Origin of the sequence: Mycolicibacterium vulneris, from assembly GCF_002104765.1 — a bacterium.
GTDB classification, from domain to species: domain Bacteria; phylum Actinomycetota; class Actinomycetes; order Mycobacteriales; family Mycobacteriaceae; genus Mycobacterium; species Mycobacterium vulneris.
In genome coordinates, this window is record NZ_NCXM01000058.1 from 1 (window position 1) to 12981 (window position 12981).

Here is a 12981-nt window from a genome sequence, read left to right on the forward strand (position 1 = left end):
GGGCTGTCGTGAGGTGCTTGGGTGGCTGTGCCGGTGGCGGTGGGCTGGGCGCTCCCGCCGGGGTTGTGGTCACGGCGCTGGTGGTGGACGACACGAGTGGCGACTGCGGCGCCGGCGACGACTTCGGGTGCCGCGACGGCGGCGCCGGCTTCTCCGGCCATCACCGCCCCGTCAACAGCAGCCGAGGAAGTTGCCGCAGCGGGTGTTTCGGACGTGGCCGTAGCACCCGGTGTCGAGGCGGGGGTCGGCGCTGTTGGTGTGTGATGGCGGGCGCGGCCGGGCGAGGGTGGTCGTCCGCCGGGTGGTCGACCGTTGACCGGGGTGCCAGTGAGGGGCTGGTCGGGCTCATCAAGGGCATCGGTGGGGTCGTCGCCGGCGGTTTTGGACCAGGGGGCGCGTGAGTTGAGCTCGCGGGCTCGGTCGTAGGCGTCTTGCCCGCGTTGGTAGCCCTCGCGGCTTCGGTGGCCGAGATCGCTGATGGCCTGGGTGAAGTCGTGGCGGGTGTGGTCGCCGAGTTCACGTTTGAGCCACCAGAACACGCCGATCGCGACCGCGGAGACGATGGCGATCATGAAGAGTCGGGCCAGCGGGTGGCTCATGCCGACCTGATCGGCGTAGCCGCCGCGGGCACCCATTTTCAGGACGATCATCGCGGCCATGGAGATGTAGGTGGTGTAGGCGAACACCAGGGCGGCGTGTTTGAAGAACATCTTGATACGCCGGGCGGCGCGCCGACGCGGGTGGCCATGAATCATGGCGGGCGCGGCGACCACGATGGACAACAGCGCGTTGACGAAGGCCGCGCAGCACACCATGACGTAGCTGTAGGTGACGTAGCAGACGAAGAAGGCGAAGACCGCCCCGAGCAGGCCATAGCAGCTGCCTAAGGCGAGGTTGGCGCCGCTGAGGTGTTGGGCGAACGACAGGGCCTGTGGTGCCCCGCAGGACGCCATGGCGTGGGCGGGACCGGCGAGGTCGCTGCCGTCGTGAGGGGTGAGCATGGCGGCGGTGTAGGCACCCCCGCAGGTGCCGATGTCATCGACGGTGGTGCCGAAGTTCATCAGCTGCAACGGCATCCGCACCGTCGCGTCGGCGATGAGGCCGGTCAGGTGTTGCAGCTGGGCTTGACCGCCCCCGGTGGTGATGGAGCCATTGTTGAACGCCGCCTGAGAGACGCTGAATCCGAGGTTTCGGCCTTGGGTGAGCAGCCCGTTTTCGTTGTAGAGGTCAGACAGCGGGTCATGCGTGAGCACGATGCCCAGGACGCCAACAGCGATAGTGGACAGCATGATTCCCGATCCGAAGCCTTTGCGGCCGTGCCACAGGATGTGGTATGCGCCGACGCCGAGGCCCAGCATCAGGCAGATGGGAAAGACCCACAGATCGGCCAGGATGACTCGGATGGTCTCGAAGATGGGACGAAACCAGGTGGCCAGCCACAATAGCCAGGTGTTGGACATGGCGAACCGCAGCAGCCACAGCGACATGGCGATCATGAAAATGTAGATGCCGGCCTGGGCTTGCAGCAGTTCCACGATCAGCTCATGGTCGAGCCCGACTGTGACGGCGTTGGCCAGCCAGCGAGCCCAGCTCGACGGGTCGACGCTCAGACCCGGACCAGCTTTGGTGATGGCCTCGCTGGTGCTGACCACCGACAGGTAGTAGCTGCCCACGGGCACACCGTGGCTGTCGGTCACACCAGTCCAGTTGAGCGCACCGGCCAGGGTGGACGCAGCCGCCGGTGGCGCGCCGGCGAGCGCGGCCGCTGCCAGGGTGTGGGTGAGGAGCCAGACCGTGGTGAAGCGGCGCAGCCGGGGTCGGATGGCCATCTGGTAGCCCAGGTATTCGGCGGCGCGTTGGCTGAATGTGGTTGGCGCGGTGGTCATGCCGCGCGCCCGGGGGTGGTGTCGTAGGCGTGGTGCACGGCGGTGTCGGGTTCGCTGGCGACCCAGATGGGGGATTTGCGGCGGAACTCGTCGACGAAGAATCCGTAGCCTTGCCGCCCACCCCGGTTCGGGCCGGTCTCGGCGGTGGGGCGGTCGTCGAGCTCGTCGAAGGAGGTGGGGTCGCGCATCTCTTCGGGGGAGGGCTGGGCGAGGAAGAATTCTTCGATGTCGGGGTAGTCGTCAAGGCGGATGCCGACTTTGGCGGCGACTTGGCGTGCCAGTTCTTCGTTTTCGAAGGGCATGATGAGCTGCTGGGTGATGAATTCATCACCCATGAGGGCTAGGTCTTTGATGGGGTTTTGGGTGATGATCAACAACCCCGTGTAGTGCTTGCGAGCGCGGCGACTGATCAGGTGTGCGTCGTCGGCGCCGGCGCGCGAGTTAAGTAGCCCGGCGGCCTCTTCGAGGACGATGAGGCCAAAGCGGGTGCTGTCGGCGAAGAATGTCACTCGAGCTAGCCGCACGAGCATGCCGTAGATGGCTACCGAGGCGCGCTTGCGGTCGGAGAGTCGCTCGTAGAGGTGGGGGGTGTTCATTTCGTCGGCGGTGGGAAGATCGAGGCTGCCGGTGAGCCAAATCGTGACGTCGAGTGTGGCCAGGTCGGGAACGGGCAGCGTGGGGTCGAAGATGGCTCTGGTGAAGTCGTGGGTGGCCCACGATTGCAGGGCGGCGCCGATGGGGGCGAGGTCGTCGGCGAGTCGGATGACCTGGGGGGCGCGGTCATCGGGCCCGGTGGTGGGGGCTTGGATGTGGCTGATGTATTTCATGAGCGCGGCGGTACTGGTGATGCCCAGGGCTGCCGCGACGTCGGCTTGCAAGATGGCGCGTAGGCGGCGAACCGCGACGCTGTGCGGGTCCAGGCTCATCATCGGAATCATGTAGTCGAGCCAGTAGCCGCCAGCGAGACCAGGGGGAAAGACACGCAGTGGGTCGCAGCTGAACTGGTTGCCGGCCATGTCGATCACCGCCTTGTTGGCGACGTCGGCGAGGGCTTTTTGCCATTCGGTACCGGGGTCGACGATGAATGCTTGTGCGCCGCGCTGGATTTCGCCACGGGTGATGCGTTTGGCGGCATAGGATTTTCCGTATCCCAGCGCCCCGCTGCACACCAGGCAGGGGTTGCGGTTGCGGCGTGCGGCGGCGGGCAGGTCGAGCAGCACCGCACTGTTGAGGGCGTTGTTTCTGTTGAATCCCAACAGGATTCCGGTGCTGTTGCCGACCATGGAGGAGGTGAACGGCACGAACCGTGACCACTTCTTGGTGGTGGTGGGTTGGGTGAATTGGTCGACGGTGGTTTTGTGCGTGGGTGCAGCGGGGTTGAAGGCCGCCCACAGTTGGGTTTGGGCGCCGCGATAGTGGCGGATGGCGATTTGGCCGGAGGCGGTGAGTTCTTCGCGTAGGCGCTTGATGCTGTAGTCCAGCGTTTCGTGGTCGGGCGCCCCGACGGCGATGAGAAAGGCGGCGTGCAGGGGGCGTTCGTCGATGTTGGCTTCGAGCTGGCGGCGGTATTCGGCGAGTTGGCGCAAGGTGGCGATGAGTTCGGCGTCGCCGTTGCGGACGTCGCGGCGCTGCGTGAATTGGTCGTCGATGTTGCCTTTGGCGCGGTCGTTGCGCACGAATTCCATTTCGCGGCTTAGCGTGACGAGGTTGACGGCGAAGTCGAAGGTGGCGCCGGTGTCGAGGTCGTCGAGAGCTTGGAGAAATTCCGAGCCGGGAAACACGATGCCGGCCTTGGGCATATCCACGACGGGCAGGATGGCTTGATAGCTGTCGGGATAGGTGCCTTCGGGGCTGGACACCCGCAGGGTTTTGCTCCACGAGGGGATACGGCGGATGCCGGCGCTCCAGGCCCCCATCGCCGCCGCGGCCAGGGCGACGATGGGGGCGGCCAGCGCGGGTCCGAGCGCGGTGCCGCCAGCGGCGCCCGCCAGGGCCAGGGCGGCGGCGATGAGGCGCAGCGGCAGTACGCGCCCACCGTGGTGGTGTTGGTCGCCGTCGTCGAACACTGCGGCCGGCAGCGCGGTGGTGTCGAGCTGGCTGGTGGTGTCGCGCCGTGGCAGGGGGCTGTTGAACACTCCCCGCCAGGCGTTGTGGCGCCAAAACCAGGCGATCATGTTCGCGCTGACGGGTTGTGGACCGAATTCTTCGGGCAGGGCGGTGATGATGTCGTGGGCGAGGCGTTGGTAGGCGGCCACCGAGTCGTCGGAGTCTTTGTCGCGGCCGATCACCCAGTCGCGCAGTTTGGTGGCTTGGCCAACAGGGCTGTGCCCGGCCCGGCCGGTGTCGACGGGCATGGCCAGCCAATAGATGCGGTTGCGGGGGGTTTGTTCGGCGATGACGGGCGCCATCTGCTGGCAGGCGTTGATCCAGGGGGGTTTGTCGAGGTGACCGTCGAGCATGGCGCGTAACAGTTGGCGCTGGTTTTGCGGCACCGAGAGCCCGAAGATCCAAGTGCCGGCGGGGATTTCACGGGCGAGGGTTTGGTGTCGGTCTGCCACCCCGATTCGGCGTTTGGTGGATTGCAGGTAGTAGGGCAATCCACTGATCAGGTAGTGGGCGTATACGCCGTGGCTGGTGAAGCTTAGGTTGCCGATGACGGTTCGTGGCGGCGCGAGCAGCGGATCGGTGGAGCTGCTGGCCAGGGCCGGGCGCAGGGCCCGCCAGGCGCTGGCCACCCGAAAGCGCAAGGTGGGCCGGCCGCGGGGCATGAGGGCTGCGGTGCCGCCGGCGGCGCCGGTCGCCAACAGCCCGCAGATCAAGATGGACCGAGCGTGCCCGGAATCCAGTGCCAGGATGGTGAATACGGCGGTCAGGGCGGTGCCCCCGTAGAGGCTGATCGCCACCCACAGCCGCAGCGGCTTCTTGAACAAGATGTCGGTGTAGACGGGGGTGTCGTGGACGCCTTTGAACAGCTGGGCTGATTCGGTCACGGGCTTTCCTCAAGCGTTGTGCCTGCCGACCGCAGAGCGGCTCGGCACTGAAAGGCAGCGTGGCGGTTCGGGTTACTGGCCGAATTGTCCGGTGGTGATGCCGGTGCGGTCGACGGTGTGCTTAGTCGAGACGTAGATGGCGTAGCCCGAGCCGACGATGACGGCGACGATGACCGCGGTCAGCGCCCAGCCCACGGTGGCGCCGATGCGCCCGCCGAAGAAGGAGCCGGCAGCGCGTGCGCCGCCGGCGAGCAGGATGAACACAACCAGCACACCCACACCGATGGTGTAGAGGGAGTGGCTGCCCGAAACCAAGTCGGTGGCTGCCAGAAACGTTGGGGCCGAAGCGATACTCATGTCAGATTTCCTTTCGTGGTTAGTGAGGTCACAAAGGCTTGCAGAAGGGGGCCGACGGTGATGGCGTGGCCGGGTCCGGCGGCCAGCATGAGTGCGCCGCCGGCGAGGGCGACAAGGAGCAGAGCGGTGCGGATCAGCGCGCGCAGCTCACGGCGCATGAGTCGAAGCAGCCGCAACAGCAGTGTGACGGAGACGATCGCGGTGGGAATGTGCTCAAGGCTCATGGGGTCCTCTAGCGCGGCGCGGCGGCGGTCGGGATGACGGGGGTCAGTTCGGCGCCATCGGCGAGCAGGGGCGCATAGTCGAGGCTTGAGACGCTCCAGCGGCCGCTGGTGACGGTCAACACGATGGGGTAGTCCAGCTGCAGCGGGGCGTATTGGCTGGTGACTGCGTTGACGGTCGCGAGCACGTGCACGGTGGTGCCCTCGGCGGGCACATCGTGGTCACCGAGGCTGTGGTTGGCGATGAGTTTGATGACTTGGGCGGATCGATAGTCGGCCGCGGGCAGCAGCCCGGAACTGGTGGTGACGTAGCGTTCCAGCCCACCAGCCCCGGTCAAGAAGCTGGTGATGAATCCGGTGACAGTGGCGAACGCTGGTGAGGTGTCAGCGACCGCGGTGGAGTATCCCAGCGGGGCGTCAGCACCAGCGCCGGGCCCGTTGACCCGGGCCGGTAGCGCGCTGGCCCGCAGGCCGTAGTTGCTGTAGACGACGGGCAGCCGATAGTAGGCGGTGCGGGGGGTGGCGGCTTCAAAGGCCCGCTCGGAGACAGTGATCACCACGCTCCACTGTTGGGTGGTGCCGGCGTCGCTGACCAAGGTGACCGCAGAGACCGCGGGGGAGGTCACGATGAGCGCGGGGGTGGTGGGCAGCTTGATCGGGTCGCGCAGTGACCAGCAGTCGTGCAGCACCTGTTGGTGGGATGCGGTGGCGGTGAGCCAACGGGTGACGCAGTCTTGGGCGTAGGAGCCGACCAGGGCGGTGCGGTTGACGGCGCTGCGCGCGGGCCCGGCGACGTCGATGGGGTTGTTGAAGATCCAGCCCCAGATGGTGGCGATGGCCACCACACTGCACGATCCGAGGCCGACGATGAGGCCGGCGCGGCGCAGCGCGTTGTGGGTGCCGTCGAGGCGTTTGCGCCAGGTGTTGGTGAGCATGGTGGGCGAGACCTTTACTGGGGCGGGTGGCCGAAGATTTTGATCGACGACACGGCGAAGGTGTTGTCGGCGGGGTCGGTGCGGCTGGGGTCAGCGGGCAGCCCGGGCAGTGCGGGAGTGCTGGTCGGCGTGGGGTCAGCGGGTGCCGCCGGGGGACCCAGCACCTCGCCGAGCACCCCGCCGCCGGGGGCGGGGCTGGTGGTGGTGTCGGCCGGTGCGCGCCCGGTTTCTTGGACGAGCATGATGATGCGCGATGCCAGCACGCCGCGGTTGGGCATGGGTTTGGTGGCTTCGCCGTGCACGCTGCCGGTCTCTTGGGGCACCGCGGTGGGTGGGGCGTCGTTGAAGCTCCATTGCACACGGGTGAGCACGCGGTGTTGGTGCCATTGGTCGGCGCCGGAGGCGTCGGCCCCGACCCAGCCGGGGGTCAGGGAGACGGCGGTGACGACCATGGTGCGGCCGAGATTGATGGTCAGGAATTGGCCGATGTTGCCGCCGGTGACACACACCCAGGCTTGGGTCGGGTCGGCGCCGGCCACGGATTGCGCGGCTGTCGAGCCGGGTAGGCATCCCACCGCTGTGGCGGTATAGGGGATGGTGGAGTCCTGGTTGTCGGGCGCCGCGGTGGTGCTCGACGGCGCGGCGAGAACACTGAGACGGGTGCTGGGCTGGGGTGGCTCACTGGTGTGTGGGTCGCTGCGCATGGCCAGCAGAGCGCCGCTGACAACCAGGGTGGCCGCTACGGTGGCGGCGCCGAAGCCGACAGCGATTCTCTTGTTGTAGCGCGGGCTGCGTGCGGATTCTTCAGCACTACCTGCGGCGTCGTCTGTGTCGCTGCTGGCGGTGAGCTGGTCGACCAATTCCGAACCTGGCAGCGGTGTTTCGTCGCCATCGGGTGCCGCGCTGGTGCCCAGATCATGGTTGTCAACGCCGTGGGGTGGCTGATCATCGCAGTCGCTGGGCCCGTCGAGATCAATGGGTGGGTCATCGCTGGGCCGCCGCACATCAACGTGGTCGGCACCGTCGTAGGTGGTGTCGTCGACGTCGATGGGGTCCTCGGCTGGTGCCGCATTGAGTGTGAGCGCTGGGTCGTGGTCGTCGCCGGGCGCGCAGCGCGGTTGACCCTCCAACTGCGCGGGCTGCTCACCCTTGATGGCGCTCAGGTCGTCTCCGTAGATGTCGGCGAGGAAACCTTCGGTCGCCGCGATCGTGTGATCGCGCTGGTGGTCGATCGGGGTTTTGCTCATGACACGCTCCGCGGCGCCAGGGCCGGCCGGTGGCGGCGGGCCGGGACAGCTGCTGAGGACATCTGCGCTGGCGTGCCCCGGACCGGGTGGGGTTGTGTCCGGGCCGAGACGGCCAGGTATCCCGGGGCAGGGTGCGAGCACCGGGCCTTGCGTCGCCGACGCGCGATGCTCACCAGGGCAGCAGCGGTCACGCCCGCGATCACCGCACTAGCAAACAGATGCTGGGTCACGAAGATCACCGCCGTCATCACGGTGAAAACGGCTCCCATGATGGCGATGAAAGCGACGCCGAAAACCACGCGCATCCACTGACCTCCTGTCCTTACGGGTCAGCCTAAGGGGTGCAGTAACGGATATTCCACGGCCGTAGCGAAATAACTTGATCGGTTGTTACCGTCTTTTGTGTGAACGCATTCCCAGCAGACGGAGTAAGGCGGCTGCTCTTTTTCGTCGAGGACCGTCTGGCGCAGCTGCGCTGGACGCGCGAGGACCTCGCCGCCGCGGGCGGCCCAGCCCCGTCAACGTTGTATAAGGCCGCCGAACGTGACGGTGGGCTGGCGCCCAAGACGCTGGCACGACTGGATGTGGCGCTGGGGTGGCAAGAAGGTTCCGCCCAGCGGGTGCTGGCCGGCGAGAGCCCCGCAGTTCGCATATCAGAGCAGGTCAACCTGTGTGCAGCGGCGATCAACGCGGCGCGTCGCGACGCCGAATGCGGCGGCGTCTCGCGCTGCGCGAGCGAGTTGAAAAACTTTTTGATGGACGTCGCGCAGCGCCTTGACGACTTTTACACTGAGCCTGTACGAGCCGTGGGGGATGCTGCTGATGCCAGTGCCTGCTGATCGGTTCGACGAGATCCGCCGCAAGTGGATCGCCCGTAACCAACGCACGTTTATATTCCAGAAAAGGCGCTCAGAAATTCTCGCGCGCCAAATACGAGACCGTGATACCGCAGCCACCGGTGCGCGGGTTGATCCCGCCGACGATGATGTTATTCACCCTTGGTATGCGCGCCCGATTAAAACGTCGTACGCAATGTTCGATGCGATCATTCTTATGTCGGCAGCGGTATTGGCGCCGCTGGGCTGGCCGGTGGGCAAGGCCATGTCGGTGCGTGTGGTCCAGCTAATTCCCGGTGAGCTACGCTCGTACCCGATCGCCGCGTTCATGTGGGCGGCGGTAGTGGTTGGTCTGCCGCTGCCGCTGCTCTATGAGCCCGGTGATTCCTTGGTGTCAGCGGCTGTGGCGCCGTGGCTGGTAGCCCAAATCCCGGCCGCGCTGCTCACGGCCGGCATCTACGGCATTTTGGAAGGCTGGTTGGCCGTGGACGGGGCCCGTGATTGGTGGCCGATGCGCCCAGCCGAGGAGGTCGACGACATCGATTTCGGCTTCCTACAGCCCGATGATCTCACCGGGCCAGGGGTGTTTCCCACCCGCCGCGATGCGCCACCCGGTGACCCGAGCCCGATCCGGAGATTCTAGCGATGTATCGCCCGCCGTCTTCGCCGTACTGCGGATTCAGCCGTGACAGCTCGACCCAGCAGCTTTCGGTTGCGGAGGGTGCCTGCCATCTGCTGGTCTCTGCCCCCACCGAAACCGGCAAGACCCGCGGAGTCTTAGCGCCGGCGGCGGTGTTGTGGGGCGGGCCTGCGGTATGCGTGTCACCTAAAGATGACCTGCTGTGGCTGGTATGCCAACGCCGTTGGGGCCCAAAACAAGTGATCGACTTGCGCCCGGACTACTCGCCGGTCTACCCGGCCGATGCGCAGGTGCGCTCGTTTGACCCGACCGCGCTGATCAGCACACCAGACCAGGCGGTGACTGCGGCCAACACCATGATGCAGATGTCGGCGGTCGGGCTGGGCTCGAGCATTGATCAGGTCTCTGATGCTGGGATCTGGGAAGCCAACACCGAGGGCCCGCTGGCAGCGATGCTGTACGCGGCCTCCCCTCGTGGGCACGGCAAAGGCATCGAATGGGTGCTGCTGGCCGTGGACAACTTGGAAAAAGACGACAAGGACCCCGACGCGCCGGGCTGGCACAGCGCCGCGCGTCAGGTGGCCAGCCAGCCGCTGTTTCGCAACGCGCTGATGCGCACGCTGGCCATGGAGCCCAAGCAGCGCGACAGTATCGCGCTGACCATGCGCAAGGCGGTCACCCCGTGGATGCGGCTGGGGCTGCGCGGGGACACCGCACCGTGTTTCGACGATGCGTTTCTGTCCGACCCGGATGCGACGTTGTTCATCCTGGCCCCCGCCGAAGGGTCGATCGCCGGCGCGGCCGTCACACTGCTCGACCACCTGGTGCGCAGCTGGCGCGGCAAAACCGCGCGCAAGGAAATGCTGCACCGGCTGCTGATGGTGATCGACGAGGCCACCAACGTGGCCCCGATGCCCGCGCTGCGCCGCTATGTCTCAGAAGGGCGCGGGCTAGGCGTCAATCTGGTGCTCGCCGTGCAGGCGTCCTGCCAGTTCGACACCGTCTATGGCAGCGCTTATGCCCGCGAGCTGCGCGCCACCTTCCCGGCCGCGCTGATCATGTACGGCGCTGACGAGATGGAAATGTTGCAGCGCGGCGAACAGTGGTCACGTGAGACCACCCGCCGCCAGGAAAGCTTTGATCAGGCCACCGGCGGGAAAACGTTGTCCTCTCAGCTAGGTCCCAGCCTTGACTACCGGCGACTGCTCCCGCAAAACCGGGGGCAAGCCCGGCTGCTGCGCCGCGGAACGGCAGGCATCACCACCGAGCTGCCCGACTGGCCTGACTTCCTCACCAAATACGACCGCGCAGTGAAAACGCTGCTGCAGGCTGACCGTGCCGCCGTGGACAAGCCCAGCACCATGTGGGAATGGATTGTGGCACGCCACCGCCGCGCCGCCGAAGCGATCGCCCAGTGAACGCCGAGCAGTTACGCGAGCATCTCGTCGCGGTTTTGGCTGACGCGAATCAACCGATGTCGACCACCCAAGCCCGCCTGGCTGTTACCGAGGTGTGCCGCCGGCGTGGCCGCCCCGTGGTGGCCGAAGAGGTCTATCGCGCGCTGGTGATTTTGGCGCGGCGCGGTGTCGTGCGCCGCGTCGCAGACCAGCCTGGCCGTATCACCCACTGGGAACTGACCCCCCACCACCTACGGCGTCCTCGTCAGGTCGCGGCGGTGTTGTCATCGACTGAAAGCCGTGGCGAAAGTGAATGATTCGCGTAAGTTCCCGTGGCTTGGCGGCCTGCTGGCGGCCGTGCTGATCGCTGTGGCGCTAATCGCGGTGGTTGTCCAGGGCACATGGCAGGTGGTCAACGATTTCGCCACCCATGTCGCCGACACCACCTACCAGCCCTGAACCAGTCCGACAGTAGGGAGGCTGCGGTGATCACATCGCATGGCCGCGCAGCAGACAGTCGCGCGCGGCCCAACTGCGTTGCCCGGCAGTCGAAATGACGACGCCGCTGCCGTCGCCTTCGGATACGGCACCGCCACATTTCTGCCATGCCCGCGGCTGCGATGTCGACATCGAGCCGCGGCTATTCATGTGCGCACATCACTGGTCTCTTGTGCCGCCTGGGCTGCGTGAGTCGATCCGATCGACCTATCGGCCCGGGCAGGAAGTCGACAAACAGCCCAGTGCGCAATACCTGGCCTTTGCTGCCGCCGCGATCGCCGACGTCGCACACAAAGAGAGCCGTCAGCGCCGGCCAGGCCGTCGCACACCGTCAAAACCGGTGCAGCTGGCCCTGTTCGACATCGCAGCTGGTTCTTAAGCCCATGCTATCGAGAGCCTCACCCCTCGGGGGGAAGCAATATTCCAGAGCTATCAGCGTCGATGAGAACGCTTTTGAGTGCTGGGTGGCGCAATCTTCCTGTGAATTGGCGGTATTCGATGTCTACGACTACCGTCGGGCGTACCCAGCGGGCGCCGCGTAGCTCTGGTATCGGTGCGGCGAACGGTGTGAGGGGTTGCTGCAGGTCGCTGAGGCGCTCCATTAGGCTGGCCCGCGTGCGCTGCGTCATGCCGGTGCCCACGTGCCCGCAGTAGCGCAACTCGCCGTTGGTGTCGTAGGCCCCGACCAGCAGTGCGCCCAGACCGCCGCGGTGGGTACCGGCGCTCGGGATGAACCCGCCGACCACCATGGGACTTCGTTGGCGGACAACGTGTTTGATCCATGCAGCCGAGCGTCGGCCGGGCTGGTAGGTGGAGTGGGCGTGCTTGAGGACGTAGCCTTCCAAGCCCAGGCCCCGCATAATCTCGGCCATCGCGTCAGTGCCGATACCTGTCCAGTACGGAGAGATGACGATGGGTGGTTTGTGCAGGCGCAGGTCGTCGAGCATCCTGCGGCGCTGCAGGTAGGTGTGCCCAGTGAGGTCATGGCCGTCGAGGTAGATGATGTCGAAAACACAGAACGTCAGCGGCACGGAGGCGAGTAGGTGGGGGCCCGGGCGCGGGGCGCGTAGCCGGCGCTGAATCAGCTGAAAATTTGGTCGAGCGTGGTGATCGAAGGCGACGAGCTCACCATCGAGGATGGCAGGCCGCCCCTCAAGGCCCGCTGAGAGCGCGTCGACGATCTCCGGGAAGCAGGCGGTGAGGTTGGTGGCCTGGCGACTGAATAACTCGACCCGCTCGGCGCATCGCGCAAGCAGCCTACTAGTTGACTGAACTTCGGCGAGTCTTCAGCACGGCTCGCCAGGGACAGAACAGGATCTTGATGTGGTTGCAGTTGGTCGGGTGGAGTGCTCGGCAACGGGGCCAGCGTGGCGTGTGGTGTTCCCCGACGCGGAGCATGCCGCCGCATCGTCGTATCTTCGGGAGTTAGCAGCGAGTGACAACAGTCCGCTGACACTTCGAAGCTACGCCTTCGACCTGCTTCGGTGGTTCCGCTTTTTGCACGGCCGCATGATCAGTTGGGACAAGGCCGAGCGGGTGGATGTTCGGGCATTTGTGGAGTATTTGCGTGATACGCCCAACCCGCAAAGGTTGCGTCGGCGCCCGGGTCGCCCAATGCCAGGTTCGACGAATGCGGTGACCGGTAAGGACGAGCTATCTGACAGGTACTCACCACGGACGATCAATCATCAACTGTCTGTGCTATTCGGGTTCTATGAACATGCGTGCGCCGCAGACCTTGGCCCATTAGTCAATCCTGTTCCAGCACAACGGACCCGCGATGGCGGTCGCCCGAATGCTCACCACAACCCGATGGGACAGTTTCTTATCCGCAAGCGCGCGGCTTACCGACAGATGAATCGCCCTGGAAATCCTGGAGGCTCCTGACCTTGGAAAGGAGGATGCAGGGATGTCGAAGGAACAATCGCTGGGTAAGCCCACGTCGCGGCGCTACAGTCCCGAGGAGAAGGCTGC

Annotated in this window: 15 protein-coding genes; 7 read left to right on the plus strand and 8 right to left on the minus strand. The window is 65.9% G+C overall.

The window, feature by feature from the left end; all coding sequences use genetic code 11:
* The 7 genes from B8W69_RS29030 to B8W69_RS29060 all read right to left on the minus strand — a co-directional run.
* The coding region (locus tag B8W69_RS29030) for a hypothetical protein (protein WP_085293092.1) at positions 1 to 1886 on the minus strand (1886 nt) is incomplete at its 3' end.
* On the minus strand, positions 1883 to 4876 hold the full coding sequence (locus B8W69_RS29035; RefSeq protein ID WP_085293093.1) for an ATP-binding protein: 2994 nt from the start codon (positions 4874 to 4876) through the stop codon (positions 1883 to 1885). The genes B8W69_RS29035 and B8W69_RS29030, both read right to left, overlap by 4 nt.
* Positions 4877 to 4948: 72 nt before the next feature.
* A complete protein-coding gene (locus B8W69_RS29040; RefSeq protein ID WP_047323680.1) occupies positions 4949 to 5233 on the minus strand; it encodes a hypothetical protein in 285 nt (94 codons plus the stop codon).
* On the minus strand, positions 5230 to 5457 hold the full coding sequence (locus tag B8W69_RS29045; RefSeq protein WP_085293094.1) for a hypothetical protein: 228 nt from the start codon (positions 5455 to 5457) through the stop codon (positions 5230 to 5232). Before B8W69_RS29045 ends, B8W69_RS29040 begins: the two co-directional genes overlap by 4 nt.
* An 8-nt stretch (positions 5458 to 5465) precedes the next feature.
* Positions 5466 to 6389, minus strand: coding sequence for a conjugal transfer protein (locus tag B8W69_RS29050; protein WP_085293095.1), 924 nt, complete (start codon positions 6387 to 6389; stop codon positions 5466 to 5468).
* 14 nt (positions 6390 to 6403) lie between these two features.
* The gene (locus B8W69_RS29055; protein ID WP_085293096.1) at positions 6404 to 7636 is read right to left on the minus strand and encodes a hypothetical protein; all 1233 of its coding nucleotides are present in this window, start codon (positions 7634 to 7636) and stop codon (positions 6404 to 6406) included.
* Positions 7633 to 7941, minus strand: coding sequence for a hypothetical protein (locus tag B8W69_RS29060; RefSeq protein ID WP_085293097.1), 309 nt, complete (start codon positions 7939 to 7941; stop codon positions 7633 to 7635). Before B8W69_RS29060 ends, B8W69_RS29055 begins: the two co-directional genes overlap by 4 nt.
* Before the next feature lie 99 nt (positions 7942 to 8040).
* Here B8W69_RS29060 and B8W69_RS29065 point away from each other — a divergent pair, with 99 nt between their 5' ends.
* The 6 genes from B8W69_RS29065 (at position 8041) to B8W69_RS29085 (ending at position 11386) form a co-directional block, all read left to right on the plus strand.
* Positions 8041 to 8475, plus strand: a complete 435-nt coding sequence (locus B8W69_RS29065; protein WP_085293098.1) for a hypothetical protein — start codon at positions 8041 to 8043, stop codon at positions 8473 to 8475.
* Positions 8450 to 9115: a hypothetical protein gene (locus B8W69_RS29070; RefSeq protein WP_085293099.1), complete on the plus strand. Its 666-nt coding sequence runs from the start codon at positions 8450 to 8452 to the stop codon at positions 9113 to 9115. The genes B8W69_RS29065 and B8W69_RS29070 overlap by 26 nt, the downstream gene beginning before the upstream one ends.
* Positions 9116 to 9117: 2 nt before the next feature.
* Positions 9118 to 10530 (plus strand): type IV secretory system conjugative DNA transfer family protein, encoded by a 1413-nt coding sequence (locus tag B8W69_RS29075; protein WP_047323676.1) that lies wholly within the window; start codon positions 9118 to 9120, stop codon positions 10528 to 10530.
* Complete coding sequence (locus B8W69_RS31010; RefSeq protein WP_181447510.1) at positions 10527 to 10826, plus strand: hypothetical protein; 300 nt, start codon at positions 10527 to 10529, stop codon at positions 10824 to 10826. Before B8W69_RS29075 ends, B8W69_RS31010 begins: the two co-directional genes overlap by 4 nt.
* Positions 10810 to 10968: a hypothetical protein gene (locus tag B8W69_RS30835; protein WP_165762723.1), complete on the plus strand. Its 159-nt coding sequence runs from the start codon at positions 10810 to 10812 to the stop codon at positions 10966 to 10968. The genes B8W69_RS31010 and B8W69_RS30835 overlap by 17 nt, the downstream gene beginning before the upstream one ends.
* A gap of 94 nt (positions 10969 to 11062) precedes the next feature.
* Positions 11063 to 11386: a hypothetical protein gene (locus B8W69_RS29085; RefSeq protein WP_181447511.1), complete on the plus strand. Its 324-nt coding sequence runs from the start codon at positions 11063 to 11065 to the stop codon at positions 11384 to 11386.
* A 19-nt stretch (positions 11387 to 11405) separates the two neighbouring features.
* Here B8W69_RS29085 and B8W69_RS32060 read toward each other — a convergent pair whose 3' ends face one another.
* Positions 11406 to 12263 (minus strand): ATP-dependent DNA ligase, encoded by an 858-nt coding sequence (locus tag B8W69_RS32060; protein ID WP_245843421.1) that lies wholly within the window; start codon positions 12261 to 12263, stop codon positions 11406 to 11408.
* A 121-nt stretch (positions 12264 to 12384) separates the two neighbouring features.
* Between B8W69_RS32060 and B8W69_RS29095 the strand changes: the two genes are divergently transcribed.
* Positions 12385 to 12894 (plus strand): site-specific integrase, encoded by a 510-nt coding sequence (locus B8W69_RS29095; RefSeq protein WP_245843420.1) that lies wholly within the window; start codon positions 12385 to 12387, stop codon positions 12892 to 12894.
* The last annotated feature ends 87 nt before the right edge of the window (positions 12895 to 12981 follow it).

Bases quoted from the DNA above. Each gene is read 5' to 3' on its own strand.
- B8W69_RS29075 (WP_047323676.1), top strand. From the start codon at position 9,118: ATGTATCGCCCGCCGTCTTCGCCGTACTGCGGATTCAGCCGTGACAGC.
- B8W69_RS29085 (WP_181447511.1), top strand. From the start codon at position 11,063: ATGACGACGCCGCTGCCGTCGCCTTCGGATACGGCACCGCCACATTTC.
- B8W69_RS29060 (WP_085293097.1), bottom strand. From the start codon at position 7,941: ATGCGCGTGGTTTTCGGCGTCGCTTTCATCGCCATCATGGGAGCCGTT.
- B8W69_RS29055 (WP_085293096.1), bottom strand. From the start codon at position 7,636: ATGAGCAAAACCCCGATCGACCACCAGCGCGATCACACGATCGCGGCG.
- B8W69_RS29050 (WP_085293095.1), bottom strand. From the start codon at position 6,389: ATGCTCACCAACACCTGGCGCAAACGCCTCGACGGCACCCACAACGCG.
- B8W69_RS29045 (WP_085293094.1), bottom strand. From the start codon at position 5,457: ATGAGCCTTGAGCACATTCCCACCGCGATCGTCTCCGTCACACTGCTG.
- B8W69_RS29070 (WP_085293099.1), top strand. From the start codon at position 8,450: ATGCTGCTGATGCCAGTGCCTGCTGATCGGTTCGACGAGATCCGCCGC.
- B8W69_RS29040 (WP_047323680.1), bottom strand. From the start codon at position 5,233: ATGAGTATCGCTTCGGCCCCAACGTTTCTGGCAGCCACCGACTTGGTT.